27 protein-coding genes and 1 pseudogene are annotated in these 26188 nt (G+C 44.9%); 3 read left to right on the top strand and 25 right to left on the bottom strand.

Features of this window, described 5'->3' with window-relative positions; genetic code table 11:
* Nucleotides 1-36 precede the first annotated feature (36 nt).
* Nucleotides 37-1386: a diguanylate cyclase gene (locus Psfp_RS12615; RefSeq protein WP_134218897.1), complete on the top strand. Its 1350-nt coding sequence runs from the start codon at nt 37-39 to the stop codon at nt 1384-1386.
* A 3-nt stretch (nt 1387-1389) separates the two neighbouring features.
* On the opposite strand, the gene pepF is transcribed toward Psfp_RS12615, so the two are convergent.
* Nucleotides 1390-3249 carry an oligoendopeptidase F gene (gene pepF, locus Psfp_RS12610; protein ID WP_205079564.1) on the bottom strand — a complete coding sequence of 620 codons (1860 nt, stop codon included), beginning with the start codon at nt 3247-3249 and terminating at the stop codon, nt 1390-1392.
* A 75-nt stretch (nt 3250-3324) separates the two neighbouring features.
* Between pepF and Psfp_RS21725 the strand changes: the two genes are divergently transcribed.
* Entirely contained in the window at nt 3325-3480 is a 156-nt protein-coding gene (locus Psfp_RS21725) for a hypothetical protein (protein WP_190239197.1), read from the top strand.
* Nucleotides 3481-3588: 108 nt separating this feature from the next.
* On the opposite strand, the gene Psfp_RS12605 is transcribed toward Psfp_RS21725, so the two are convergent.
* From Psfp_RS12605 to Psfp_RS12580, 6 genes are all read right to left on the bottom strand, one after another.
* Nucleotides 3589-3969: a hypothetical protein gene (locus Psfp_RS12605; RefSeq protein ID WP_134218895.1), complete on the bottom strand. Its 381-nt coding sequence runs from the start codon at nt 3967-3969 to the stop codon at nt 3589-3591.
* Between the two features lie 41 nt (nt 3970-4010).
* The gene (locus Psfp_RS12600; protein WP_134218894.1) at nt 4011-4544 is read right to left on the bottom strand and encodes a cation diffusion facilitator family transporter; all 534 of its coding nucleotides are present in this window, start codon (nt 4542-4544) and stop codon (nt 4011-4013) included.
* Between the two features lie 397 nt (nt 4545-4941).
* Nucleotides 4942-5781: a ribose-phosphate pyrophosphokinase gene (locus tag Psfp_RS12595; RefSeq protein WP_134218893.1), complete on the bottom strand. Its 840-nt coding sequence runs from the start codon at nt 5779-5781 to the stop codon at nt 4942-4944.
* Nucleotides 5782-6057: 276 nt separating this feature from the next.
* Nucleotides 6058-6363, bottom strand: coding sequence for a hypothetical protein (locus Psfp_RS12590; protein WP_192895418.1), 306 nt, complete (start codon nt 6361-6363; stop codon nt 6058-6060).
* A 202-nt stretch (nt 6364-6565) separates the two neighbouring features.
* On the bottom strand, nt 6566-8704 hold the full coding sequence (locus tag Psfp_RS12585; RefSeq protein ID WP_134218891.1) for a PBP1A family penicillin-binding protein: 2139 nt from the start codon (nt 8702-8704) through the stop codon (nt 6566-6568).
* A 246-nt stretch (nt 8705-8950) separates the two neighbouring features.
* Nucleotides 8951-9481 (bottom strand): manganese catalase family protein, encoded by a 531-nt coding sequence (locus Psfp_RS12580; RefSeq protein WP_243120623.1) that lies wholly within the window; start codon nt 9479-9481, stop codon nt 8951-8953.
* Nucleotides 9482-10260: 779 nt separating this feature from the next.
* Between Psfp_RS12580 and Psfp_RS12575 the strand changes: the two genes are divergently transcribed.
* Nucleotides 10261-11430, top strand: coding sequence for a glycosyltransferase family 1 protein (locus Psfp_RS12575; RefSeq protein ID WP_134218890.1), 1170 nt, complete (start codon nt 10261-10263; stop codon nt 11428-11430).
* A gap of 15 nt (nt 11431-11445) precedes the next feature.
* On the opposite strand, the gene Psfp_RS21320 is transcribed toward Psfp_RS12575, so the two are convergent.
* The 18 genes and pseudogenes from Psfp_RS21320 to Psfp_RS21315 form a co-directional block, all read right to left on the bottom strand.
* A complete protein-coding gene (locus Psfp_RS21320; RefSeq protein WP_153189531.1) occupies nt 11446-11649 on the bottom strand; it encodes a hypothetical protein in 204 nt (67 codons plus the stop codon).
* Nucleotides 11650-11841: 192 nt separating this feature from the next.
* A complete protein-coding gene (locus tag Psfp_RS12570; RefSeq protein ID WP_243120622.1) occupies nt 11842-12594 on the bottom strand; it encodes a GntR family transcriptional regulator in 753 nt (250 codons plus the stop codon).
* Complete coding sequence (locus Psfp_RS12565) at nt 12585-13409, bottom strand: inositol monophosphatase family protein (RefSeq protein WP_134218889.1); 825 nt, start codon at nt 13407-13409, stop codon at nt 12585-12587. Before Psfp_RS12565 ends, Psfp_RS12570 begins: the two co-directional genes overlap by 10 nt.
* 84 nt (nt 13410-13493) lie before the next feature.
* Nucleotides 13494-14660, bottom strand: coding sequence for an alpha-D-ribose 1-methylphosphonate 5-triphosphate diphosphatase (locus tag Psfp_RS12560; protein WP_134218888.1), 1167 nt, complete (start codon nt 14658-14660; stop codon nt 13494-13496).
* A 59-nt stretch (nt 14661-14719) separates the two neighbouring features.
* The gene (locus Psfp_RS12555) at nt 14720-15163 is read right to left on the bottom strand and encodes a GNAT family N-acetyltransferase (protein WP_134218887.1); all 444 of its coding nucleotides are present in this window, start codon (nt 15161-15163) and stop codon (nt 14720-14722) included.
* Complete coding sequence (locus Psfp_RS12550; RefSeq protein WP_134218886.1) at nt 15157-16362, bottom strand: alpha-D-ribose 1-methylphosphonate 5-triphosphate diphosphatase; 1206 nt, start codon at nt 16360-16362, stop codon at nt 15157-15159. The genes Psfp_RS12555 and Psfp_RS12550 overlap by 7 nt, the downstream gene beginning before the upstream one ends.
* 55 nt (nt 16363-16417) lie before the next feature.
* A complete protein-coding gene (locus tag Psfp_RS12545; protein WP_134218920.1) occupies nt 16418-17347 on the bottom strand; it encodes an ABC transporter permease subunit in 930 nt (309 codons plus the stop codon).
* Nucleotides 17347-18132: an ABC transporter permease subunit gene (locus tag Psfp_RS12540; RefSeq protein ID WP_134218885.1), complete on the bottom strand. Its 786-nt coding sequence runs from the start codon at nt 18130-18132 to the stop codon at nt 17347-17349. The genes Psfp_RS12545 and Psfp_RS12540 overlap by 1 nt, the downstream gene beginning before the upstream one ends.
* Nucleotides 18122-18907, bottom strand: a complete 786-nt coding sequence (phnC, locus tag Psfp_RS12535; protein ID WP_134218884.1) for a phosphonate ABC transporter ATP-binding protein — start codon at nt 18905-18907, stop codon at nt 18122-18124. The genes Psfp_RS12540 and phnC overlap by 11 nt, the downstream gene beginning before the upstream one ends.
* Before the next feature lie 141 nt (nt 18908-19048).
* A complete protein-coding gene (locus Psfp_RS12530; protein ID WP_134218883.1) occupies nt 19049-20080 on the bottom strand; it encodes a PhnD/SsuA/transferrin family substrate-binding protein in 1032 nt (343 codons plus the stop codon).
* Between the two features lie 162 nt (nt 20081-20242).
* Nucleotides 20243-20962: an ATP-binding cassette domain-containing protein gene (locus Psfp_RS12525; RefSeq protein ID WP_134218882.1), complete on the bottom strand. Its 720-nt coding sequence runs from the start codon at nt 20960-20962 to the stop codon at nt 20243-20245.
* A 52-nt stretch (nt 20963-21014) separates the two neighbouring features.
* Entirely contained in the window at nt 21015-21659 is a 645-nt protein-coding gene (locus Psfp_RS12520; protein ID WP_134218881.1) for a DapH/DapD/GlmU-related protein, read from the bottom strand.
* A 21-nt stretch (nt 21660-21680) separates the two neighbouring features.
* On the bottom strand, nt 21681-22529 hold the full coding sequence (locus tag Psfp_RS12515) for an ATP-binding cassette domain-containing protein (protein WP_134218919.1): 849 nt from the start codon (nt 22527-22529) through the stop codon (nt 21681-21683).
* Between the two features lie 10 nt (nt 22530-22539).
* Nucleotides 22540-23382, bottom strand: coding sequence for an alpha-D-ribose 1-methylphosphonate 5-phosphate C-P-lyase PhnJ (locus tag Psfp_RS12510; RefSeq protein WP_134218880.1), 843 nt, complete (start codon nt 23380-23382; stop codon nt 22540-22542).
* Entirely contained in the window at nt 23379-24503 is a 1125-nt protein-coding gene (locus Psfp_RS12505) for a carbon-phosphorus lyase complex subunit PhnI (RefSeq protein ID WP_134218879.1), read from the bottom strand. Before Psfp_RS12505 ends, Psfp_RS12510 begins: the two co-directional genes overlap by 4 nt.
* On the bottom strand, nt 24504-25100 hold the full coding sequence (gene phnH / locus Psfp_RS12500; RefSeq protein ID WP_134218878.1) for a phosphonate C-P lyase system protein PhnH: 597 nt from the start codon (nt 25098-25100) through the stop codon (nt 24504-24506).
* 19 nt (nt 25101-25119) lie between these two features.
* Nucleotides 25120-25542 (bottom strand): phosphonate C-P lyase system protein PhnG, encoded by a 423-nt coding sequence (gene phnG / locus Psfp_RS12495; RefSeq protein WP_134218877.1) that lies wholly within the window; start codon nt 25540-25542, stop codon nt 25120-25122.
* Between the two features lie 368 nt (nt 25543-25910).
* Nucleotides 25911-26188 (bottom strand): annotated as a pseudogene (locus Psfp_RS21315) (hypothetical protein); the annotation flags it as partial.

Below are 26188 nucleotides of genomic sequence, written 5' to 3'. Positions count from 1 at the left end.
TAACCATTCTGTAATGCAGGGGGGTAAAACTTAGATATGAGTCAAGATATAAAAATATTGATTGTCGAGGACAGCCCCACCCAGGCTGAACAACTTAAGGCCACTCTTGAAAAGCATGATTACAAAGTCGAAATTGCCCACAACGGCAAAGAGGCGCTTGCGAAGGTTAAACTGCAAATGCCCCTCGTTATTATCAGCGATATTATTATGCCTGAGATGGACGGCTACCAGTTCTGCGAGAAAGTCAAGGAAGACGAACGGCTAAAAAACATACCGGTTATACTGTTAACGTCCCTTTCCGAGCCCACAGATGTTATAAAGGGCTTAAAGTGCAAGGCTGACAACTTTATTATCAAGCCATATAATGAAGAGTTCTTACTCTCCCGCATCCGCCATGTTCTGATCAACTTTGAGCTGCGAAAAAACCATGCGGCGGAAATGGTTACAGAGTTTTATTTTGCCGATCAGAAGTATTTGCTTACTTCAGAACGCTTGCAGATTATTGACCTTCTCCTCTGTACATATGAAAATGCCGTGCAACAGAAATCCGAACTTGAGCAATCATACCTGCAACTTCAGAAAGCTCACGAAACCATTAAAATTTTAGAAAAAAACTATCGCACCATTCTCGAAAGCAACGCTGACGCCATGGTGGTAGTAAACAAGGACGGTATAATCCGTTATGTTAATCCTGCGGCGGCAGCTTTATTCAGTCGCAACGCAGAGACATTCCCCGGCGAAAAGTTCGATTATCCCATAGTTGCTGGTGAAATCAAGGAAATTAACTTAACCGACAGCAATGGAGCTGTCCTTACTGCTGAAGTACGCGTGGTGGAAACCAACTGGGAGGGTGAAAACGCCTACCTTGCTACACTCCGGGATGTTACCGATAACGTTAAGTTAAGAGAAAAGCTGAGAATGCTGTCGTTAACCGATGAACTCACCGGCCTGTACAACCGGAGAGGCTTTTTTACCCATGTCCAGCAATACCAGGATACGGTTAACGCCAGGGACGGCGGACTACTGTATATTGATATGGATGACTTCAAACAGATTAACGACACCCTCGGTCACGATGTTGGAGACAAGGCCATTATTGAAGCTGCAAATATTATCAAAAAGAGTTTTCGTGAGTCTGATATTATAGGGCGTATTGGTGGAGACGAGTTCGCTGTTTTTGTTACCGGCGCCGGTAATATAGACTACGACGTTTTTTTGGACCGGCTTCATGAAAACCTTCAGGCCTTTAACTCTGAGAAAGATCACCAGTATAAACTTTCACTTAGTGTCGGCAAAGAATATAACAGTCCGGAAAATCCCCGCTCCCTTAACGAGTTGCTAATCCGGGCCGACCAGTCGATGTATGAACAAAAGAGGCGCAGGTAAAATTTACATAAAGGCTTCCACCTGGTCCAGAAGGATGGTAAACAAATCCAGTCCCTCCTGTACCGGAAGAGGCGCTGAAAGGTCCACCCCGGCCGCTTTAAGCAGGTCTAGCGGGTAGCCGGAGCCACCGCTTCTTAAAAAGTCAAGGTAGCGAGCCACCGCCGGTTCACCCTCTGTCAGGATTTGCCTGCTTAAGGCAACCGCCGCAGAAAACCCGGTAGCGTACTTGTAAACGTAAAAGGCTTCATAAAAGTGCGGAATGCGCGCCCATTCCATATCTATGTCCCGGTCGACAACTATGCCGGGTCCGTAATAATCAAGGTTAAGCTGGTGATAGATCTCACCCAGCAGGTCAGGCGTAAGGGCTTCTCCTGCTTCCACCCTGGCGTGAATGATTTTCTCAAACTCGGCAAACATGGTCTGCCGGAAGACCGTCCCACGAAACTGCTCCAGGTAGTGGTTGAGCAGGTAGAGTTTTTTGTCCCTGTCGGTCACGGTCTTGAGCAGGTAATCCATGAGCAGGCACTCGTTGACGGTAGAAGCTACCTCTGCTGTGAATATTTTATAATGGGCGTAGATATAAGGCTGTGCATTAAAGGCGAAATACGAATGCATGGCGTGCCCCAACTCATGAGCCAGGGTAAAAAGGTTGCTCAGGTTATTCTGGTAGTTCATCAGGATGTACGGGTGGGTCCCGTAGGGCCCCCAGGAATAAGCGCCGCTTGACTTGCCCTTGTTTTCGTAAATATCCACCCAGCCGGCTGCAAGTCCCCTGGCCATGATTTCCCCGTAAAAGCTTCCCAGGGGCGCCAGCGCTTGTTTGATAATTTCCACAGACTCCGCATAGGATATATCCCAGTCTACCTCCCCGGCCAGGGATACATACAGATCATACATGTGCAGTTGATCCAGGCCCAACCTCCTCCGGCGCAGGTCAACGTAACGTTGCATGGCCCCGTTATTGCGGCGCACCGTTTCGATGAGGTTATCGTAAACCTGCGGCTGGATGTTATCTTCAAACAGGGACGCCTGCAAAGCTGACGGGTGCCGGCGCACACGGGCGTAAAAAATATCACGCCTCACACTGGAGCTAAGCGTGGCGGCAAGGGTATTGCGAAGCTTATGATAAGAACTATACATGGAAGTAAAGGCATCGCGGCGCACCCTCCTGTCCCTGCTTTCCATGAGACGGGTATAGCGGCCGTGCGTGACCTCCACCCGCGCGCCCTTTTCGTCTTCAATGGGCTCAAAGGTGATGTCCGCGTTATTGACCATTTTAAATATGTTGGACGGAGCCTCCGTCACCTCTCCCGCCTGTGCTATGATTCTCTCCTCGGCCGGAGAAAGAGTGTGGTCCTTTTGCCGCATAATTTCTTCAAAAGCAAATTCGTACAGGTCCAGGCCGCGTTCCGCCCGCCGAAAACCGGCCAGAGTCTCTTCCGGCAGGGCCAGTATTTCAGGCAGAATAAATGACACTGCCGTCTGCGCCTCGGTGCTGAGGCTGTCGGCCCGGTCGGTCATCGCCTGGTAAATAGAGTTGGTATTGTCCTCATCCCGCCGCATACGAGCATAAGCATAGATCTTTTCATTGAGCTGCTGGAGGCGTTCCTCAGCCCGCAAGGTTTCCAGTAAGACTCCGGGCGACTCACCCAGACGGCCTTTAAAAGCCTGGATTTCCTTGACCATTATCCGCAGCTTTTGGAAATCCCGCTCCCATTCCGCGTCTGAAGCATAAATATCTTCCAAACGCCATTTATACTGCTCCGGTACTTCCGCCCGGGTGGGGATTTTTTCTTGTATAACCACTGGTAGCCCTCCTGTTTTATTTGAATCTTTTAGTGCAATATAGTACTTTCCATCCATTATCGATATAACCTTAATCTCTTCAAGGTGTATGAATTTATACCCGATGGGGATTCTATTTTTGAGGTGATAAAAATGGAACAATGGCCTTGTTTTAATTGCCAGCACTATGATACCTTTGACAGCCACGAGGAAGATGCTCTAGCCTGCAAACTGAACCGTGCCGTAACCCACATGAACTGTGATTTTCAGGAACCTTTGTCCCTGGATCCCGGCCAGACCATCCCTTGAAGTTACTTTTAAACAAATCTGGAGGACAGGCGCCCTTTCCTCGAATACTGCCTGGAGCACGAGGACAGGATGAAGACGAGGAATTGTGCGCCAGATCTGACCGCTCCCTCACGAATCAGTCGCGGCGGAACCAGGCTGTCCAACGGATCCTCCCTGCCGCCTTGGCCGCAACAAGGTATCCGCCTCGATAAAAATGCGGCCCACTGCCGGTACTGCAGTTTTGATGCTCCTTTCAATGCTGTCTATAGCCTGCTCGATCTGGTCGGTTTCCAGCCCGTCTACAAAATGCACATTGATATTAACCAGGATTTCTTCGGGGCTGATGTGCATCGTCAACAACTCCATGCACTCTGAAACTTCCGGTATGCTGTGCACAGCCGTCAAGATTTTGCTCCGGTCCGCTTCGCAGGCGCTTTCGCCAATTAGGAGGTCCTTGGACTCCCTCGCCAGGAAAAACGCAATGCCCGCCAGCATCAGACCGATTACCATCGAGGCGGCGGAATCATAGAAGGCATTCCCTGTGATCTGGGTTAAAAAAATCCCAGTAAAGCAAGTACAATTCCCACCATGGCGGCGGAATCCTCAAAAATGACTGTAAGCAAGGCCGGGTCCTTGGCCTCACGCAGCGAACGCCAGATACCAAACTTACGCGTAGCAGAAAACTGCTTGTAGGCAATACGCAGAGCTATACTTTCCAGGAATATGCCCAGCCCGAGTATAATGTAATTTATGGTTGGGTTTGTAATCCGGTGCGGCTGAAGAAACCCCTTCGCACCCTCATAAACAGAAAAGGTAGCTCCCACTGCAAACATGGAGATTGCCACCACAAAGGCCCAAAAAAAACGCTCCTTGCCATAACCAAAAGGATGCTGGACGTCCGGGGGGCGCATGCTCAGGCGCTGGCCTATTAAAAGAAGCAGCTGATTGCCGCTGTCGGCCAGAGAGTGAAAAGACTCTGCCAGCATGGCCGAACTCCCGGTAATCAGCGCCGCAGCTAATTTCACCAAGCAAATAACAATATTAACGACCAAGGCCGCCCAGATTGCTTTAACCGATTCTCCCAAGAGAGGACTCCCCTTATAGAAAAGACGTCCCCATTATTGTGTTATGTTTATTAGAAAATATTACACAGTAACAATCTGCGCCTTGGGAAAATTCTGTTGTTAGACTTCAAGTAATTTGCTATCTGGGATTTCTATTAAGTATGAGATCCTAAGGGTTATGAATGTTTTGTTTGCCACATCATCATCCGTATAAACTTCAACCCGGGATCAAAGTCCGTACAGACTCTACGATTTGTATGTAGGTCCTTTTAGAACCATCTTTGTTGGTAAGAGTTTTCGTTCTAGCATACATAGCATGTACATTATACCATTCTCACATCAATCTGCTTAGTATATTTTTGACGAAAATGGCACTTCCAGTTGAAGCCTTCAAACAGTAATGCCATTATTTTTTTGATTATTTGTTATAAATACTCTCTTCTATGTCATATATCTTTATCTTTTCTCTATAATACTCACTCACCGAAGAATTTCGGATTATCGAATTTGTAGTAAATACTTTTGCTATTAATCCACTATTAAATAGATCTCCCTTAAATATTGATTCTTCACAATGAGCTACAAGCAAATAAATCTCTGACGCACCAAGCCCCTTTAATTTCTTGGCGCTCCGTATAAATGTTCCACCATAGCTACAGAGATCATCAATGATAATAGCTTTAAATCCTTTTTCTCGAATATCACCCATCACTTCAAGCTGTGTTATTTCACCCGTATCAAAATCCCGTTTTTTGTAGCCTACTAACTGATGCAAATCTAACTCCTTACTATAGCGTTTTGAAGCTCCTGCATCAGGAAAGAATATAAAATCTTTATTTGCATCAAAGTCTATTTCAACCATTACTTGTCCAAGCAAATTAATAGTAGGATAAAACGATGTGCACCTATCCAGCAATGCTGGGGTAACATCTGAGTGTGGTTCAACCACATCAACACCAGAAAACTCCAAAGAATTAATCAAATTACAAACATATTTCAAAGTAAATACTGACCTATTCTCAGTCCTATCCATCCTGCTATAAGGCATGTAATAAATCAGAAGAGAAGTTAATTGCTTGTATTCATCCAAGTAACTTTTGACAAATAACAATTTAATTAGATCATCGTCATTCTCATATTTGAAAGCAATTTTATTAATGCCTTGTTTTATATTGTTGTATATTTGTTTACCATTAACTCTAGTTTCCCCATTAGGATATGTTTCAAATTCAAGCTCCACATCGTTTAGTTTAATCATACACAATCTCCTTCTCCAACGTTAGTGCTGCATCTTCACCCTATAGGCCTCCCTCATCATTTTGTTAATGCAAGTATCTTGTGATGCTTTTACACAAGGTTTTCCCATTCAATCATATTTAAATTCAATTTTCCCCATACTATGGACATATTATACCATATTATATCACTAGCGTTGCATAAAATTTAATCGCGGATTCAAGTCAGAGTTTTTATACATTCTTAGCCTATTGCCCCTTGAACATTGTAGGCAAGCATCTCCGTAAGAACTTCACAGCTATTTCTTCAAAATCCATATTCCTGCGGCCATCAAGCTAAAACCTACCACCGCCCTACCCACCGAAAGCTTTTCGCCGACCAGAAAGATGGTGAAAACCACAATGAAAAAATAATACGTGAAAGACTGGACCGCAGCAACCAGCGGCAGGTTTTTGACGACATCGTTGGCGCGGATAAAGGCGGTGGCCAGGGCGATATTGGCGGCCAGGATCAAGGGCAGCATCAGGACATTGTAACGGACCACCGGGTAGAACTCCGCCGGGACATGTTTGACCTGCCAGGAGAGCATAAAAGAAAGCGCCATTGATCCAAATATAAGTAAACCAGCAATTACCGCCATTTTTTAGCAGCCCCTGTCCTTTATAAGAATTGATTACCAGAAAATCTTTTTGTAAACCTGGATGCTTATCTCTGAAATAATATAAACATTTCCCCAAATACATAAACCATACCATACCGGGAACAAAAGAGCGCGGCGGTATTATCAGGAAAATATTAAATCTTTATCAGTTTTTATGCTCTTCATTGTTTTCCCGTATCGGCGGTTTTGCCGGAACTTCTTCTGGTTTATCCTGCTCTTGTACTTCACCTTTTGGTGTCTCCTGCTTTTTTTCGTCACCTTTTGGTGTTTCAGTATTTTCTGGCGTTTTCTCTTCCTGCTCCTTAATCTGCTCCTGTTGGTCATCTTTTTTCGGCTCTTGTTTTTCTTTTCCCTGCGTGTCGACCTGCTTGTTTAAAGCCTCCTGTTTCTGTTCGTCTTCCTGCGCCTGGACATCTTGAAGCCTTACGGCCGGTTCCGCACTGAGCCCCATGGCGCCGGCCATTATCGTTCTGAATATATCCGCCGGCTGATTGCCGCCGTAGGAGGTCAGATAGTGATACCTGTCCATGTCTTTCTCATCGTAGCCCATCCATACCGCGGCGGTGTAACGGGGGGTAAAACCTACAAACCAGGCGTCTTTATTGCCGCTAAGCCCTTTAAATACTGGCGTGTCAGGCAATTCGGTGGTACCCGTCTTGCCGGCAACCTCAGCGCCGCGAATCCCTGCCCTGCAGCCGGTACCCGACTCCACGGCCGTGCGCAAAACATCTCTGATAGCGTTGGCCGTGGAAGCTTTCATAACGGCAGTTCCCTCCGGGTGGCTGTAAATAATTTTACCCTCCGGATCTTGTATATATTTGATGGCATGCGGTTTTATATATACGCCCTGATTTGCAAACGCTGCATAAGCCCCGGCCATTTGCAGCGGGGAAACCCCTCTGGTTAAGCCTCCCAGGGCCAGCGGCAGGCAACGGTCATCATCTGTTAAATTAAAACCCAGTTTACCGGCCATCTCATAACCTTTATCGATCCCAATCTGGTTCAACAGCCGTACCGCGGCGACATTGCGCGACCATTGCACGGCTGTCCGTATACTTATCTGCCCGTAAAAACCCTCATCTGAGTTTTTCGGTTCGTAGTTACCAACTTTAAATGGGGTATCGGAAACTATTGAATCAGGGCCGTAACCCGCTTCAAATGCCGGGACATAGACTGCAACCGGCTTAAAGGCCGAGCCGGGCTGCCTGGCAAGTTGAGTCGCCCGGTTGAAACCGTGCCTTGCCACATACTTTCTCCCCCCAACCAAAGCCTTTATTTCTCCCGTGCCGTTTTCCAGCAGGGCCGCCGCAGCCTCCACTTTTGCAGAAGGAAATAAATCAGACTGTTCGAATACTTTCTCAGCCTTATGTTGTATTTCGGGATCCATTGTTGAGTAGATTTTTAGGCCGCCTTTCAGCACTTTTTCCTCGCCAACAGCGCTGATAGCTTCGTCAATTATATAATCAGTAAAATATGAGTCGTTGCTTTCAATTTCCCGGCCGTCATTTAAACTAATAGGCGCTTTAAGAGCTTCATCACCTTGTTCTGTAGTAATAAAACCCTGCGCAATCATTTTTTCGATAACAATATTGCGCCGCTGGGTGGCAAAAGCCGGGTTTATATATGGGTCATAACTGCTGGGCGCCTGGATCAGGGCAGCGAGCAGCGTCCCCTCGGCGACAGTGAGTTGTGCAGAATCCTTATTAAAATATACCTTTGCCGCAGCTTGTATTCCGTAAGCGCCTTCCCCGAAATATGCGCGGTTTAAATATAATTCCAATACTGTATCTTTTGAGTAACGACGTTCAAACTCTACAGCCAGGACGGCCTCTTTAATTTTTCGCCACAGGCTTTGCTCCGGGGTTAAGAAATACAGCTTCATGGTTTGCTGGGTGATAGTGCTGGCGCCCTCCGTGATCCGGCCTTCCTTGGAGTAGTTATAAAGCGCGCGTATGATTGCTTTTGGATCTACCCCATGATGCTTGTAGAACCTTTCATCTTCAATTGCCACAAAGGCCTGTTGAACGTGTTTGGGAATTTTCTCAACCGGAACAGGGATCCGGTTTATTTCACCGTGAATTACTTTTAACAAAGTCCCATTGTTGCCGTATATAAAGGAGGTCTGGTCGAATAGAGCTGCAACAGGACTTATACCGGACAAAGTGGAAAAAACATTGTTAGCATAAAAATAACCCCAGATCGAGATGTTCAATGCTAAAAAAATAAAAACCAGGCTACTTATTATGGCGGCTCTAATAAGTGCCTTTCTCCATTCTCGGGCCATGTTGAATTATCTCCTTAATTTCGATCAGTGCAAGGAATGATTACCACAGTGGAAATATTCGCCAACGGCGAGAAATATCCTACCGTGGAAAAACGAAAAAACAAATTGGATAACATTGCAGTCTAAATCCTGTTCCCGCCGGCGCAACAGAGAATAAAACAACGGCTAAAACCTGAAACAGTGTTTGTCTTAATTTCGAGGTGGCTATTGCGGCTTTTGTAATATAAGGTGATATCCCAAATTAGATCACTTACAATATTTCTGCATAGCCTCGTTAAATAAACGGATGTGGTGATATTCATCCTGGATTATTCTTTCCAATAGCTCCTTAATAAATGGATCGCCAATCCGCTGTTGATGATCGCGGTAGGCTGCAATGGCGGCCCATTCAGCCGCGATATCGGCTGCCAACTTATCGCACACACTGTAACCATAGTAGACATAAGCGGCATTCCAATATATTTCCTGGTTATCTCTAATCACCCGGTAGCGCGGGTCCACACCTAACAGCCTGATTGTTTCCGCCAACAGTTCCATATGGTGCATCTCTACCAAAGAAATGCACTCCTCCAGCTCTGCCACCTCCTCGTTTATTCCATGGAGCGTGAAATAATGGTGCAGGTACTGATTTATGGCCGTGATTTCACTTACAGCCCCCGCATAATCTTCAAGTAAGAGTTCAGCATACTGCCTGTTAGGCGCTGTCACACGCACCGAAGGATAAGGCGCAGGGAAGGCGCACCTAAACATACTGGCCGGGTGATTTTGTTTTTGCACAGATATCACTCCAAGTTAATTATTTTTATTATTTTTATTAAGACCATGAATGATAAAGTAGTGCATAATAAGATTACCATAAATTATCTTGCATGGTATACTTTGGATAAAGATTGTCAAAACTAAATAGCTCAGAAACAGGAATGCCCGGCTCACTGCCGGGCAAATAATTTTTTACATATAATACAGCATCCATCATAACACATCGTGATGCCTTCCTGGTACAACAGGTCCACCGCAGGTTGGTTTGGCCGAAGGTATTGTGAGCCCTCACTTGTTAGCTAGTTAGCTACTGAAGCACGTTTAAAACTTATTAAAGGATTATAGCTAAAGCGGAAAATATAAAATTTAAATTATTGTTAACATAATAACCATTAATTTTTAAAACTGCCCCGCTATGATATATGCAGAAGAAAAATATTTTGTATAAGGGGTGAAAAAAATTCGAAGGTTAAAACAAATTTTGCTGCTATTTATCCAAATTCAAAAAGAAAGAATGATTAACAAAAATAAATGAAAAAGAATCGCAGGTTGGCACTTGCAGCTAAATGAATTGCCGACTGGGGCATTGCCCTGGGGGGAACCACCGTTAGCTCCATTTTGGATCGTTTCTATTAAAAGTTAGGGATAAAAATCAAGACACGCAAAACAAAATTTTCTTGCCGAATTAACCAAAAAATAATAAAAATTAATCACTGTTTTTAAAAAACAACATTTAAACTAAATTAAATTAGGCGTTAATTTGCGGATGAAACTTCAAAAGAAGGCTGGTGTTCCCCTTGAAAATAGCTTTCTTTACAGATACCTATCTACCTCAGTTGAACGGTGTATCTACTACGATGCAGCAATTATTTTCGTATCTTGACAAAATTCCCGGCTTTGAATATATCGTTTTCGCGCCTGGTCCGGATACTTCTACCGATAAAAATATATACCGTATACACGGTATGAAGTTTTTTCTCTACCCCGAATGCCGCGTTTCAATACCAAATTATTATTATATCAAGAAAATCTTAAACCGCTTTAAGCCTGACCTGATCCATGACAGCACCCAGTTCAGTATAGGCCTGTGCGGCCTATTATACGCACGGAAAAATTCAATCCCCATTACCACCGTATACCATACCAATTTCAGCGATTATCTGGCGTACTACCGCCTGCGTCTTATCGACCGGGTTATGTGGAGGTATTTTACCTGGTTTCACAATCAGTGCGACATTAACTTCTGCCCTTCGTTATATACCAGGGATGAGCTTTTACAGCGCGGCATGAAAAATCTTGAATTATGGGTAAGGGGCGTAGATACGGATTTCTTTTCGCCCAAGTACAAAGGAATATTGTCAGTGCCTTACTACCATATACATGGGAAGACCATATTACTTTATGTAGGAAGGGTTGCTGCTGAAAAAAATATTGGCGTGTTGATGCACGCCATGGAGATCATTAACGCAAAATTTCACAACAAGGTGCATCTTTTCATTGTCGGTGACGGCCCAATGCTGAAGCAGATTGAACGATGTATGCCGGGCAATGTGACCTGCACCGGCTTTTTAACAGGCTTGAAGCTGGCTAAAATGTACGCCAACGCAGATATCTTCGTTTTTCCTTCAACTTCGGAAACCTTTGGCAATGTGGTCCTGGAGGCAATGTCATCCGGAATTCCCGTTGTCGGTGCTTTTAGCGGCGGTGTCCAGGATAGCTTGATTGACGGGGAAAACGGCATTTCCTGTACGCCGGGTGACCCTGCCAGCCTTGCCGACGGTGTGATCCGCTTATTGAGAAATAGAGAACAACTAAAGATGTTAGGGAAACAGGCACGTGCTCATGCCCTTGAAATGTCTTTGGAAACGGGTTTTGAGCAACTGATTAAAAGATGGGCCGTTTTACTGAACGAATCCAAAGCCCCTTTACCTGTATCAGGTACACAGCACATTTTAAATCAAAGTTAAAGCTCATATCATTTTTTAAGATTTAAATCCAGAACGTCCCGTCCATGGTTTGCAAATATATAAAATATCTATTATAGTACCGTTAAAATATTCATAATCTCCATTAGGCAGGTTCCAGATTGCTTTCGCTTTAGAAAGTCCCACGATACCGTATCCAAACAGCAGAATTCCCGTGAAGCGTGCACGCTTTCGGATATTCCGGCGCAAAACAGCCACCATATAAGGGAATTCATGTCAAAGACATTTTGCTTCTCCAGTTAGAAATCCTCTGACATAAAGAGCGTGAGAGGGGAAAATTGATGCTTGAATTTACGAGATAATGTATACTAATGACTTACAACTCTTATCGCAATAGAAACTGCCCTAAAATATTTTCAGGAGGCATTAAGTGTAGTAATCACAGCATAACCATTAAGGCATCTGGTGTTGGGTTGGCATAGAGAATGAAAAGCAATCGCTTCGATATAAAATCCTGGTGTACTCCAATACTCTACAGCTTCTTTTATCAATACAGCCGGATTCCAAGATCAAAAGCGGTATTAAATATGTACACCCCAACAGCTCCCGTTGGGATTTCGTTGGAAATGAAACACTTAGGATGCTGGGTTTTGAACAAAATTCATTATAACCTTTACTGTTGTAATATTTGAACATGGACGTAATATTCATACCCACAGTATCAATATCGTTGAATACCGATTTGGCAACATAGGAAATGTGAATGGCGATAGGTTGTTGATCAATAAATCTCAATCTCCCTACTTTATAAATCCGGTCATCATGATCAGCCGCTAAAAAATCATAAATCTTTTTATTGTATTTAATCTCCTTGCAAAATATATTGTTTGACTGAAAATCATAACCTTTTTCAATCATTTTTTGGCTAAAACTTACATCACCGGAAAGGACAAGCTCAATTTGTTTATGCCTGTCTTTTACATAGCTTCCTTTTCCCTGTTTTTTATAAATATAGCCTAATTCTTCAAGCCTTTCATAGGCTTTCCTGGCTGTAATTCTTGGTACCTTGTATTGGTCTGCAATCACATTTTCAGACGGCAGTTTATCATGGGCATTGTATTTGCCTGAGATAATCTGAAAAACTAATTTGTCCACTATTAACATCTCACCTGACAATGCCCAAACCCCTTCCGCAATTAAAAACAATACTTATTCCTGATACATTTCGGAAAGTAAGTCAGAGCTTCTTTCCAAATTAACGGGGAACGGAAAGCAGCGATAAAAAGCTTGCCGCAACGGGAGTTATTTTTGTCTTTTGCCCGGGAGAGGATAACCCCTCCACGTTCTTCCAAAAAAATCCTGGCTGCTGCGACATCCCACTCATAGACATTTGAAGAAATAAACAAATCATATTCTCCATTTGCAACCTTGCACAATTCAAGGGAAGCACACCCTAAATATCTGTGCGCCTGCACCCTGGACAGCATATCTAAAACATCCATACCCAAACCGGCCATTTCTGCCATTGTCCTCAAACTCATGGCAACGACTGCTTTACTTAACCTTTCCTTTCGTTCAGGCAGGGTACTTAAGCTTCTTCCATTGATCTTTGCCCCTTCAGCATGACTTGCACCATACATTACACCGTTTGCGACATCATAGACCAGACCCCAAACCGGGTACGCATCCCTGTACAATGCCAGAGAAATCGCATAATCCTTTCCAAAACGATAGTAATTGACGGTACCGTCAATCGGATCGATCACCCACGTATAGCCATCACTTGCCGCCCTTGACCAGGCCCGGCTTTCTTCGGTCAGTATGTCATGTCCCGGATACTTTTCTATAATAGCCTCTGCCAAAAAACTCTCTATTAAAAGGTCATGATCCGTAACAAGATCCATCTGGGATGTCTTTTCCCTTACTTTTATGTCAGAATGCCGGCTTTCCAGTAATTTTAAGCCTGCAGATTTCACTAAACCTTCAGCAAAACCAAACATACCTAGCTCTTCATTATTCATACGTTCGACACCTGAGAATTGTTATTTTCCGGGGACTTCCGTTAACATTAACTACATTTAAACCGTCAATTTTGCTCTTTTTAATCATGCTCCATATCTCCATCGGCCCTCAACCATGGCTCTTTCCACAACTGGAAGTTCCCCGTGCGTATGATGGACCAGGATAATGTCCGCTTCCTTGCCTTCTTCTAAAGAACCGAGCCTGTCTCCCAGGCCAACCGCCCTAGCCGGGTTTAACGCGGCATAGGAAACTGCTTCATTAAGGCTTATCCCTTCCTCAAAAAGAATGAATACTGAAGCCAGTAGGGCATTACAATAATAATCTGAACAAATAATATTGGCCAGACCGTTATGGATCGCATAGCGTGCTGAAAGATTATTGGTATGTGATTTATTTCTTAAGAGGTTTGGGGCGCCGACAACTGAATACATTTTATGATTGAGCGCGTGTCTTGCGGCTTCTTCATTTAAAGGAAATTCGCTGATAGTCGCTCCTCTGTGCCTGTAGGCATCCACCCTCTGAGGGCTATCGTCGTCATGGGTCGCAAATGGAACATTATGTTTAGCCACATACATCAATAGCTGTTGTTCAACCTCATTATCAACTTCCTCCGGCATTTCCCATTGAGCTTTAGTATAAGCTTCCAGTTGTTCGGCTGTTAAAGTGCTGTTTTTTTCAATATAACTCTTATACTCATGATAAGTTTTAAACTTTGCGTACCTGGGTGAGTGATCCGTAACCGAAAAAAGATCTACCAACCCTTCCTCAAAAATTCTGCCAACAGTATGCAGCCCAGCTTTATTATTTAATTCATAGCGTACATGTATGAAATGGCGAAGCATGGCAGTCTCTTCCCGGCGGAAGCGGGCAATGGCCCTGACAATTTCCTGCCCCATATCATTTGACCTTAAACCCGGCTCGCCGGCAAAGGACACCGGGTGGAAAACGGTAGTGATCCCGGCCGCCAGAAATTGCGCCTGGATGGAGTGCAAGGCCAGGTTTATGGGGAAAAATACTTTCTTTCTTGGCTGAATGGCATACTCCAACAGATCGCAGTGGAAGTCTACCAGGCCGGGCATAATGTAACAACCGCCTGCATCAATAGTTTCCGCGCCTCTGTTCGTGTCTAGCCCTGATAAAGAGCTATCGCCTTCAATGATGCGGCTAATTTTAGTATCATCAAGAATGATCGAACCCTCAATAATACCCCCTGGCGACACTATTCTTCCATTTTGTATAATCTTCTTCATCAGCAATAACCTTCTGTTTATTTAGGATTTAATTGAATGTCTTTGTACGCACGTGCAAATCAATCATTTTTGTTCACCTCGATCATAAAACTGATCCCGTGTTGCTCAAAGCCCAACTGTTTATAGAACCTGTGCGCAAGAACCCTTTTTTTGTTGCTGGATAGCATAAGCTTGTAACAATTTTCTTCTTTTGCACGTTCCATGACAAATCGCATCATCCGGGCGCCGACGCCGCGTCCCCTGTGAGCCGGACTCACGATCACATTCTCCGCCACAGCAAGCTTAGCGCCTTTATGGCCCAGGTTGTCAATAACGATCAGACTGCAGGCGCCGATGATGATTTTGTCGTCTTCGGCTATAAAGATCTTATAGTATGGATACCTGTTTATATTGCGCCATATTGACAGCGCATCGCCGGAAGAAAGCGCCTCTTCCCCATCCATATCTTTTAAGAGCTCTAATATTTCCGTGAGATCAGTCTCTCTTGCCTCTCTGATCAGCATATATTTTCAACTCTTTCGCTGTTAAATACCTGAAAATTGGATTGGTAAACCGTAGTCCCACCCACCAGTGTTTGACGCACTATGGGATAATCCTGATACAATTCAACTATGATTAAATCAGCATATTTTCCCACTTCTACAGTTCCGACTTCTTGCTCGATTCCCAAAGCCATGGCCGGATTTAAGGTTGCCATCTTAACCGATTCAGTCAGTTTAACTCCTTTTCCGGTGAGGTGGAAAATTGCCGGAAGCATGGCGCTGGGCAGATAGTCTGAACATACGATATCAGCCGCATGACTGGTGATAGCATCAATGGCCCTCATATTGTTGCTGTGCGACTTGCCCCGGATGATATTGGGAGCTCCCACGCATACCTGGACACCTTTTGATCTGGCGTAGAGGGCAGTATCAAGGTTAATGGGAAATTCACTTACGACACCTTCACAGGCAAGGAGCATCTCAATTTTCTCTTTTGTATCATCATCATGGGAAGCCAATCTAATCCCTTTGGTTCTCGCCAATTTAGCCAAACCAACCAGCCTGGACCAATTGATCATGGTCTGGTACTCTATAGTTTTATCTAATGAAGCTTCGACTTCCTTTTCTTCCCTGCCATACATTTGCATAGTAAAGCTCTTCAAAGTTTCCGCATCCCTAAACTGTCCTTGGCCGGGCGTATGGTCCATAAATGAAATAAAGTCTATGTTCTTTTCCCTGATCATGCTTTCGAGAATACTTATCCCTTCGAGGAAAGTCAGCTCATATCTAATGTGTATTTTGTGGTTGAGCATTGTGCGTGTCTTTTTGAGCCTGTTGATGCTGCTGATAATACCTAAAACCATGTCTTTATCCCGTACTCCCCATTCGTCACTTAAGCAAAGGGAATGGTACATGGTGGTTATTCCACTGACGACAAGCTTTTTTTCCAGCTCATAGAAGGCCATATTGATGGGAAACATGGTATTAGGCCTTGGCTGCATCTCTTTTTCAATGGCGTCACAGTGCATGTCGATCAGACCCGGCATAACATAACAACCTTCAGCATCAATCATCCTCACGTCCGGATGGGCGTAAACCCTGGCCAAACCGCTTTCCTCCACCTCGGAAATCCTGTTGCCGTCAATTAGAATATAGCCCCTGATAATTTTTTCCGGCAAAATGATATTTGCACTATGAATGCAGGTCTTCTTTGTTCTCATTTCATTTTCTCCCCGGTTTTAGCAAGTTTATTGTTTCATCCAGCCAATCTTGCCATTAAGCCCTTTTATGGATCTTCCCCTTCATATTCGTGGAAACAGCCTCCAGGACGATGGCAAAGGCTAGAATAAGATAAGTGATTAACCCTATTTCCCGTAAATCGAAATAAAATTCACTGGCCATAAACAAATCAAAACCTATACCGGCTGCGCCGGCAGCAGCGCCCATGGCAACGGCATTGGCAAAGTTGATTTCAAACCTCAAGAAAGTCCAGGACAGTAAATAGGTTGCAGAGGATGGTATAACCGCCTGAAAAACAATTTGCCACCAATTGGCGCCGCTGGCCATTAAAGCTTCAATCACGCTTCGGTCCAGGTCTTCAAAAGACTCGGAATAGGCCTTGGTCAAATAGCTGACCGAATGAAAAGTCATGCCGATAACCGCCGCCGCACTGCCCAGCCCGGCAGCCACAGCAAATATCAACACCCATAAGATAGTGGGCACGGCCCGGATAAAGGCGACAAAGCCTTTGATTATATCGGTAACTTGTTTCGGAGCCAAATTCCGGGCGGCCAGCAGCCCCAAAACCAGGGCGATTACGGCGCCGAACAAAGTGGTCAAAAATGCCAGCCCGATCGTCACCACCACTTCGTAGGCAGCTTCCCACCAGCTAAAACGGTGCGAATATGGTTGCATAAATATTGTTTTGAAATTGCTTACAGTACCGGCAAAAGCCTTTGGGATGTCGATACTCTTATAATCGATGGTGGATAAAGCATATAGGGTCAAAACCGCCAAAACCAGCAGGGTTGTCCGCATCGCCAGAGACGACCGGTTCAAGGGTTTGACGGCGGCTAGGTCCATGTCGTCATAAGCCGGAGACATTCCGCCGTATGCTCCCCTTCCCCGGCTGGGTGCGCGCCCCCTTTCCGCAACGTAGTCGCTGCCCAATTGCTTCCATCCTTTGATCGATTCCTCGATTTGCATCACAAAATCACCCTTCTTATCTTGTTTGATATGAATTCGATGGCAATAACCGTGATTACGATCAAAATTACAACCAGGCTCGCAGTATGATAGTCCAGCCTTTTGTAATACAAATCAAAAGAAAAGCCGATTCCGGTACCGGTGAGAATCCCCACCAGGGTGGCATTGCGGATATTGGTTTCAATCATGTATAACAACCAACTGATCATTTGGGGCAGGCTGGAAGGTATAACCGCTTGAAATATAACATGGAGATAAGCTGCGCCGGTAGCTTGTACGGCTTCCACCGAGTTATTGCTCACTTCGTCGATGGTTTCCATGAACGCCCTGGTTAGAAACCCGAGCGAACCAAAAAACAGGGCCAGGAAACCTGTCAGCGGGTTTTGGCTGAAAGCCAGCATCAACACCATGGCCCAGGCCACCAGGGGAATGTTGCGAAAGAGTGAAGCAATACCCCGGCTGACGATACTGAATAGACCGTTTATCCTGGTCGTACGGGAACCGGCCAACGCTAAGGGTATAGCAAGAACAGCGGCAACGGTGGTGGAAGCGATGGACATCAGCACCGTTTCCCGTAATTTAAGTAAAATATCAGCCAGTTTCAGCATCGACGCGGCATCTGGATAAAAATTGGAAATTCCCCAAACTAAAGCTTTGGCGATACTGGTAAAGCCTTTCAACACATCGTACCGGGTAATAATGATCGAACCTACCGTCAGAACAGCCAACAAGGCAAAGAAGATCAGGCCTTCGTTCCTGCGTTTGGCAAAAATATCAGCTTGCATTTTTCTCTCCCAGATCAATAATCAACTCTCCAGACTCTGATCCGTAAATATCAGAGATCTGCTCAGCCGTCAGGTCTTCCGGCAGGCCGTCAAAAACGACTTTCCCCTTATTGACGCCGATAATGCGATCCGAATACTTCAGGGCTACATCGACCTGGTGCATATTGACAAGCACAGTTATACCCAATTCTGTGGAAACAAGTCTCAGGTGATCCATGATAATCTTCGCAGCATTGGGATCCAGCGAAGCAATCGGCTCGTCACACAGGATCATTTTAGGATTTTGTACCAGGGCTCTGGCGATCCCCACGCGCTGCTTTTGTCCTCCACTTAGCTGATCGCACCTCTTATAAACCTGGTCAGTCAGACCTAAAATTTTGATAATCCGGTACGCCTGATTTTTTTCCTCCCGGCTGTACCGGCCCAGGGCGCCCGCCAGCGTTGATTTGTAACCAAGCCTGCCATGGAGCACGTTCTCGATCACAGTCAGCCGGTCCACCAGGTTATAATGCTGAAAGATCATGCCGATCTTAGTTCTTAGTTTTCTCAAATCTCTTTTTCTAAGTTTTGAAACAATGACCCCGTCGAATGAGATTTCCCCTCTGCTCAATTCAATCATGCGGTTAATACAGCGAAGAAGAGTGGACTTGCCGGCTCCGGAAGGACCAATCACGGAAACAAATTCGCCTTCCCGGACCGTGAAACTGACCTCGGCCAGGGCCGGTGTCGTACCGTTATAATACTTGGTGACATTTTTCAATTCCAATAATGCCACACTCCAGCCTCCTTCACTTTTTATTGTCGCTAACCCGCCGTAAGGCTCCGTCCTTAAAAAGCGGAGGTACGGCGGATAAGCTCGAAGCAAATTCGCCTAAGTTTTAGAACTATCCTTCCATTCATTAACCAACAAGACTTCTTATTTGCTCAGGTCCCTGATCGGGTCATACCAGGCATCTTCTACTGTCACAAAACGCTGCGGCTGAAAGAAGAAACCTTTACCTCCTTTGGGAAAGAAAATCTTTGTATTATTGGCAACTTCATCGGAGGTAAATGCCTGCGTTAAAGCATCAATGGTTTTCTGGCTCAACGCGCCGGTATTGACCACGAAGGGAGGGTTCAAGACCGGAACTGCCTTAATCACCACGTATTGCGCGCCTGCCAGTTTGTCAAACGGAGCGTCAGCGTCCTTCTTGACCGTGTAGACAGCGCCAGGCGTGTTGGCAACTCCGGAAGTGAGGTCAACATAGGTAGCTACGTCGATATCATCAACCGCCGCGACGTCGGCTTTATCCGTAAGCAGGTTCACTAAAGACAACTGGTGGGAACCTCCAAAGAGTACCTGGCTGAAAAACTTACCATTACCGCCTTCAAGCAGATCTTCTTGCTTCAGATTTTTCCATTGGTCTTTCTTGGTAAAAGTTGCCATAATAGCTGATGAGGGCACTTTACATCCAGAGGTCGAACTGGTGGAAACGAAAGACATTTTTTTCCCGGCAATATTGTCGATGGAATATCCGTCGCCGGATTTGTATTGGTCCTCATTGCCTTTCTTAACCAATATCCTGCTATAATACAAGGCATCGTCTAAAGTTCCTGAATTCCCGCTGTTAACCACCAGGGGAAGAACCTTATCGTTTTTCTTGTGAGCCTCTATGTATTGTTGAGCTCCTACGTAGGCTAATTGCGCATTGCCGCTGGCTATGGCCTCAATAGTAATGGCATAATCGGTGGTCAATTTGTCTTCCACTTTTTTGCCCGTCGCTTTTTCAATAATCTTGTTGATTTCAGCCCGTGCCTCTTTAAAATCATCGGACGCGTTATTCGGCAACCAGGCCATGGTGATGGTATCAGGCTCTTTGACCGATGAGGTATTGGAAGTGGATGAGCAACCCGCTAGAAATAATGATACAAGAGCAACGGCGAGTGCAATAAAAGAGACTTTTTTCATTTTAAAACTCCTTTTCATTCTGATTTTTTATTACTTACATTGAATTTCAATATAAAGGGATAAACCTTTATGATGGGATCAATGCAAATAATCTCAATATCCATCTTACCTGATAATGGTTAGGTCCATATTAGACAACCGTTAAATCTCAGGAAAACAAGGTTAAATTTGGCTACAATATTTGGTGTCAACTAATTTACCATTCTGCATCGTATATTTCCGGTTGCACAAGTTTGCCATGAATTCAAGATCGTGAAAGATTCCCAGCATTGTTGTTCCCTCTCTGATCAATTGTTCAATCAATTCTTTTACTTTTAACTTGGATTCATAATCCAAACTCGCAGTTGGTTCATCCAGAAGCAACAACCTGGGGCGCTTGACCATGGCCCTGGCAATATTTAGACGTAATTTTTCACCGCCGGAAAAGGTAACCGGATAACTGTCCCATAACCCTCTGCCCAATTCAAAATGCTCCAGCATTTTTTCAGCTTCCCGCTCTGCATAATCTTCTTCATATCCCTTTTCCAAAACCGCATGTTTTATCAGTTCACGGGCGGTAATCCGGGGCATGACGTTTAAAAACTGTGATACATAGCCAATCTCATGTTTCCTTAAATAAATGACCTCTCTATCAGATGCTTCCATTAAGTTAATTGGCCCGAACTCTTTGGAATTGTACCAGATCCCTCCTTTCTGCGGGGCATACGTACGGTAAATACACTTAAAGACAGTTGATTTCCCGCTGCCGCTCTTCCCTGTTATACCTACAAATTCACCTTCTTTTATAACAATATTAATATCGTGAAGAGCTTCGATGTGTTTGTCCAAATTATGTATAGTAAAGGATTTCGATAAATGCTCGATTGCCAGGATCTCTTCCATTTAATCACCCGCATACCTTAAATATTGATTTTCACAGCATTGACAGGATAATTTACCATTTAGCGCCGGCCGCTGAATCAGATGAGAGATAATATTTATCAACGAATTCATGGATCGGCAAGTGAAAGTCATCAAGTCTTTCCCGGATGGTGTCATAGGACCAGTCCCACCATTTGATCTCCTCCAGCTTTTGGACGACATGTGCCGGAAATCTTTGCTTTATTGGTTTAGCCGGCACACCAACAACAATGGTATAGGGCTCGACGTCTTTGGTCACAACTGCGCCGGCGCCAACTACCGCACCGTTGCCTACCGTCAAACCGGGCATGACGATCGCTCCGTGGCCAATCCAGGTATCATGACCGATGAATAATTTTTGCTCCGCCCGCCATTTGAAGAACTTATCATCGTCTGTTTCAGCTAAGCCATACATTACCCGTCGGTAGGTAAAGTGGTGCAAACTTGGCCTGTCCATCGGATGGTCGGTCGGGCCGATGCGGGCCATGGCCGCAATGTTGGCAAACTTGCCGATGACAGTATTTTGGATGATGCAAAACTCGCCTGTATAGGAATAATCATGGAGGAATACGTTTTCCAGATAGTTGTAAATCCCGACCTCGGTATATTCTCCCAGTTCCGTATTGATCAGCCGGCAGTTTTCATGGATATACGGTTCTTTACCAAGTCTCTTGTTCATCTTCTCCTAATCAACCTTTCCTTAAACCAGCAAGGATTGAACTAACTGTTGCGTATAGCTGTGTTGCGGATCTTCCAGGATTTGATCAGTCAAGCCATGTTCAACAATCCGGCCATCCAGCATCACTACAGTTCGATCTGCCAACATCCGGATCACGCCCAAATCGTGGGAAACTATGACCACGCTGATTTTCAGCTCGCGCTGAATATTTTTGATCAGGTCCAGGACACTGGCCTGCACCGACAGATCCAACCCCGTGGTTACTTCATCCAGCAGCAGGAGCGGCGGATTGTTTGATAAGGCTTTGGCAATTTGCACCCGCTGCCGCATGCCTCCCGAGAAATTCTTCGGTGCTTCTTTGACCCGGTGTACCGGTATATTGACGTGCTCCAGCAGTTGCATCCCGCCAACTTCCATCTTGCCCACGTTTCGATTGCCGGCTGCAATTAGTTTCTCGGCGATATTGCCAACCGTTGAAAAATTCATTTTTAAGCCCATCACCGGATTCTGATAGACTTTCCCCATGATATGGTTGCGGATATACCTTTTCTGCTGGGACGATTCTGTAAAGATATTAACCCGGCCGTTCTTGTAAGCACTGATATAAGCCTCGCCGCCACTGACATCCTGATCGAAATACAGGCACTGCATCAAGGTCGATTTGCCACTGCCGCTTTCCCCGACCACTCCTAATACTTCTCCCGCGTACACCTCAAGGGTGATATCCCGGCACGCATACACCGTACCGCAGACAGGACAAAAATTTTTAATCAGGCCCTCCCCATGGCTGCTCCTGCATTTGGCACAGCCGTTTCCATATCGTTTGTTTAAAAGGCTGACCGACAAGGCAGGTTGTTCAAAAGCTATCATTTCACTTACCTCAGCAAGTCTTTCCATTTAATCTCTTTATACAAAAGCTGGTATCGTTGCATTGATATAAGGTTTTTCCCGTCGCATCATCCGGTATTTCATCCAGGTATACTCCCTTTGCCCCGCATAACCGGCAAGACTTACCCTGAAAAGATTCCGCCACGAAAGGGAAATCTTCAAAAGCCAGCGACCTCACCCTGGTGTACGGAGGTACGGCGTAAACTTTCTTTTCGCGGCCTGCCCCCAGCAGAATTAAAGCTTTGGAATTATTCATCTTGTGATTGTCAAATCTCGGGATGGGGCTGGGAGCCATAACATACCTGTCATGCACCATAACCGGGTGATCCGCCCCTGTCGACATATGGCCGTGGTTCATGATTTGCTCAAACAGCATGAGCCAGGCCCCGCTGTATTCTTTTTCCGCATGCAGCTTTTTGGTCTCATATTCACTCGGTTCATAGTATCTCAATGGTTCCGGCAGCGGTACCTGAAGGACCAGAATCTGACCTTCCCGCAGGGGAATTTCCGGAATCCGGTGCCTTGATTGAATGATAGTTGCCTCCTCTGTGGCGTCAGTTACAGTGATACCGGTGGTAGCTGTGATTAACTTTTTAATGTTAACGGCATTGACTGATTCATCGGAGCCCTGGTCGATTACTTTCACCACGTCTTCCTTCCCCACCAGGGAAAGAGTCAACTGCAGGCCGCCTGTTCCCCAGCCTCTGGCGATCGGCATCTCACGGGAAGCAAAGGGTACCTGGTACCCTGGAATGGCAATCGCTTTGAGGGTGGCTCTTCTAATCTCTCTTTTGGAGCCTTCATCAAAAAAAGCAAAATTATAATTAATTTTCATGGTTTGAGCCCCTCATTGTTTTCTCTTACCTTTTTAGACTTCCGGACACTGTCAAGCTCTGACTGGAAAGTTACATAGTGCGGTAATTTCAGGTGGGAGATAAATCCTGTGGATTCAACTGAATCGATATGCAACAGGACAAACTCCTCGTTATGGGTAGGATACTCTGAATTACCTGTTTCCAGACAACGGTCGAGAATACTCATGGCAATTGCTTTGGTTTCATTTTGTCCGTAACAGATGCCATAGCCTATACCGAATTGAATACCTTTAAAGCCATTTTCTTTTTGGGCGGGTTCCGGGAACAAGGTCTCTACTTCCGTGACTTTTATATCGCCGATAAAATAAGCGTCATCGTCCTCATTTGCTTCGTTGAACGGGTTATCCACATATACAGGTAAATTTCCAATACGCAATTCTCCGACCGTTGGATGCAGAGCTCCATAGCTACGCAGGGCCGCATACCCCAATGATGTAACGGCGCCTGTCTGCCCCCTGGTTAAAATCTGCAGCCTGGCGCTGCGGCTGGCCGGAAAATGCACACTTTCCCTGGTAATATCATCCGGTTCACTATCGTTGTTTTCACAAGCCGCAATCAGGCCTTCCTCCCGCAAGTAATCGAGTACCTTGGGAAGATTGGCCAAATCGGTACTGTCATTGCTATTTCCATGGTCCCTGGCAAAATCATCGAGCCAGTTAACGACATCTTCTTCTGTTTCATCATTCAGCTCAAAATCTATCAAGCGATGGGTATAATCGTAGGCAGCCCCTAGAATCTGCCCGCCGGGAATGTCTTTAAAACTTGCCGAGATTCTTCGTTCGACCAGCATGTTTTCTGAGTGAACCGTACGCGAATAATGTTTTCTGGGTAAAGTTGAACGGTAAGCCCTCATCAAAAAAACTGCTTCCTCAGGGCTTCCTTCCGCCTGCTTGATCGAGATCGCCGCAAGGGTTTCACTGTAGATGCTGCTCTCCGACATAACCTGATCGATCAGGCAGCGCATACCGCCTTCAATTTTATTAATATCCAATATTTGGGCCTTTTTCAATCGCTCATACTTTAATCGTTTAATTGATTCTTCAATGGCGACAGTCCCGCCCTTTACGGCAACATAACCCATCTATCCAACCACCTGTTTCGCAATTTGAGTTGTTCTTGGAATACACAAAAGGTTATGGTCAGGATCTGTAAAGATAAGATCGATTCCCAACGGATATTCAGAGTTTTTTTCAGCCCGCAGATCGACCCAGTTGCCTTTTACCTGCACTTTTACGTGACTTTCCCGGTCTATCCCGGGACCAGTCAGGGCTAAATCACGCTCATTGCTCAGAGCATTAGCTTCCACGATAATAGTTGCTGATTTGTGGGGGTCCATCAAATTTCCGGGATGCGCCGCAATAAGCGCTTTCTCGAAATCCAACGGTCCGGCGTCATGCAAAACGAAAATGAAATCGGCGATTTGTGCTTCCGTGGCTTTACCGTATGTCAGCTGGTTTAATAGTTTGGTAATTTCAGCTTCACGTTCAGAAATCACTTTAAATGTTACTTCATTATCAAACAACATCAGCGCCAGTACTATTGTAGATTTAAAGCAACCTATCTCCAGATCAACCTTGTCCGCCTGGGCTTTAATACTGCTGATCAACCCGGGCCTGGACATGGCATCTACCGTCTTTCTATAGGCTCTTTGCAGGTCGTGAACCAAATTCAATGGCATGGTTTATACCTCTCCCGTTTTAGACATCCATAGTTTGAAAACTGACTTTTGTCTTTAAGACCTTGTTTTTAAAAACTTCATGGCGCTGTTTGATTCTCTCTTCCTCAAGCAACAAGGCAGCAGTCCAATCTTTCGTCTCCGGCAGACCGGCATTATAAGCTGCGTCTATAACAGCCAGATAGTAGGCAAGCTCCGGCGCTTGCCCCTTGACAATGCCAATTCCAAAGCGCCTGTCGATCAGTACCTTGCATTCCGTAACAAAAACTTCACCCAAATAGAACTGGCTTCTCCTGGAGGTTTCCCTCACTTTGACCATTACTAAACCATAATTCGGTTCCGCAATAGTCTTGATATCATATTTATTCAATATTTCTTGTGCCAACTTTGTTGTAACTTCAATTGATCCTTTGAGCAATATCTCGGTTCTCTTTTTTCTTTTCATCTAATAACCTTCCCTTATGTTTCCCCTACAATAACATCATAACTTGTTGCCAAGTTGAAGATTGTAATATTCATATTAAATATTTGTTACGTTTTTGTTAATAATAAATCTATTACTAAATTATTCATAACATTTCACTTCCTTTCTCTTTTAATGATGAATAGCAAATGGCAATAAAAAAAAGGGGAAGAGCAGAATAACTCTACTCTTTCAGCCTGGAACTTTATTTTACTGTCTAATAGTTTATTATATAGTCTAAGATTTATTTACCCAAACAGCAGAAAATCAACATGATACTTTTACTGAGTCTAAACCAAGAAAGTAGCAAGAGTTTTGAAATTTTACACTTGCTACTAAATTTATCGGTTTCACTTTATCTTTTTGGTACACTGGTAAGCTGCTGCAAGGGCGCCGGGTACACCACCGATCTGCATCGCCCAACAGGAGCCGATATAAAGGTTTTTCACAGGTGTTTCTATATTCACGCTCATGGTGTTTTTATAGAACTTCTTCTTAGGATTCCAACTCCATGCGGAGCTCGCTCCATCTGTATTATGGGTGAATCTTTCATAAGTCAGCGGAGTTGCGGCGTCTTTATATTCGATACCTTTCTTCAAGCCGGGAATCAGCCTGGATGCGCTGTCTA

Source organism: Pelotomaculum sp. FP (genome assembly GCF_004369245.1).
Classification (GTDB): Bacteria; Bacillota; Desulfotomaculia; order Desulfotomaculales; family Pelotomaculaceae; genus Pelotomaculum_C; species Pelotomaculum_C schinkii.
Note: the sequence above shows the minus strand (reverse complement) of the source record. Positions and strands in the feature narration are given on the sequence as shown.

What these genes read in the sequence shown, in the direction of transcription:
- Psfp_RS21725 (WP_190239197.1), top strand. Translation starts at nt 3,325, where the DNA reads ATGGAACAATGGCCTTGTTTTAATTGCCAGCACTATGATACCTTTGAC.
- Psfp_RS12530 (WP_134218883.1), bottom strand. Translation starts at nt 20,080, where the DNA reads ATGAAAAAAGTCTCTTTTATTGCACTCGCCGTTGCTCTTGTATCATTA.
- Psfp_RS12615 (WP_134218897.1), top strand. Translation starts at nt 37, where the DNA reads ATGAGTCAAGATATAAAAATATTGATTGTCGAGGACAGCCCCACCCAG.
- Psfp_RS12520 (WP_134218881.1), bottom strand. Translation starts at nt 21,659, where the DNA reads ATGAACAAGAGACTTGGTAAAGAACCGTATATCCATGAAAACTGCCGG.
- Psfp_RS12560 (WP_134218888.1), bottom strand. Translation starts at nt 14,660, where the DNA reads ATGAAGAAGATTATACAAAATGGAAGAATAGTGTCGCCAGGGGGTATT.
- Psfp_RS21320 (WP_153189531.1), bottom strand. Translation starts at nt 11,649, where the DNA reads ATGGTGGCTGTTTTGCGCCGGAATATCCGAAAGCGTGCACGCTTCACG.
- phnG (WP_134218877.1), bottom strand. Translation starts at nt 25,542, where the DNA reads ATGAAAAGAAAAAAGAGAACCGAGATATTGCTCAAAGGATCAATTGAA.
- Psfp_RS12505 (WP_134218879.1), bottom strand. Translation starts at nt 24,503, where the DNA reads ATGGGTTATGTTGCCGTAAAGGGCGGGACTGTCGCCATTGAAGAATCA.
- Psfp_RS12510 (WP_134218880.1), bottom strand. Translation starts at nt 23,382, where the DNA reads ATGAAAATTAATTATAATTTTGCTTTTTTTGATGAAGGCTCCAAAAGA.
- Psfp_RS12515 (WP_134218919.1), bottom strand. Translation starts at nt 22,529, where the DNA reads ATGATAGCTTTTGAACAACCTGCCTTGTCGGTCAGCCTTTTAAACAAA.
- Psfp_RS12595 (WP_134218893.1), bottom strand. Translation starts at nt 5,781, where the DNA reads ATGATTAAACTAAACGATGTGGAGCTTGAATTTGAAACATATCCTAAT.
- Psfp_RS12605 (WP_134218895.1), bottom strand. Translation starts at nt 3,969, where the DNA reads ATGGTAATCGGTCTGATGCTGGCGGGCATTGCGTTTTTCCTGGCGAGG.
- Psfp_RS12555 (WP_134218887.1), bottom strand. Translation starts at nt 15,163, where the DNA reads ATGCTGATCAGAGAGGCAAGAGAGACTGATCTCACGGAAATATTAGAG.
- Psfp_RS12590 (WP_192895418.1), bottom strand. Translation starts at nt 6,363, where the DNA reads ATGGCGCTTTCTTTTATGCTCTCCTGGCAGGTCAAACATGTCCCGGCG.
- Psfp_RS12545 (WP_134218920.1), bottom strand. Translation starts at nt 17,347, where the DNA reads ATGCAAATCGAGGAATCGATCAAAGGATGGAAGCAATTGGGCAGCGAC.
- Psfp_RS12525 (WP_134218882.1), bottom strand. Translation starts at nt 20,962, where the DNA reads ATGGAAGAGATCCTGGCAATCGAGCATTTATCGAAATCCTTTACTATA.
- phnH (WP_134218878.1), bottom strand. Translation starts at nt 25,100, where the DNA reads ATGCCATTGAATTTGGTTCACGACCTGCAAAGAGCCTATAGAAAGACG.
- Psfp_RS12550 (WP_134218886.1), bottom strand. Translation starts at nt 16,362, where the DNA reads ATGAGAACAAAGAAGACCTGCATTCATAGTGCAAATATCATTTTGCCG.
- Psfp_RS12540 (WP_134218885.1), bottom strand. Translation starts at nt 18,132, where the DNA reads ATGCAAGCTGATATTTTTGCCAAACGCAGGAACGAAGGCCTGATCTTC.
- Psfp_RS12585 (WP_134218891.1), bottom strand. Translation starts at nt 8,704, where the DNA reads ATGGCCCGAGAATGGAGAAAGGCACTTATTAGAGCCGCCATAATAAGT.
- Psfp_RS12565 (WP_134218889.1), bottom strand. Translation starts at nt 13,409, where the DNA reads ATGAATAATGAAGAGCTAGGTATGTTTGGTTTTGCTGAAGGTTTAGTG.
- pepF (WP_205079564.1), bottom strand. Translation starts at nt 3,249, where the DNA reads ATGGATGGAAAGTACTATATTGCACTAAAAGATTCAAATAAAACAGGA.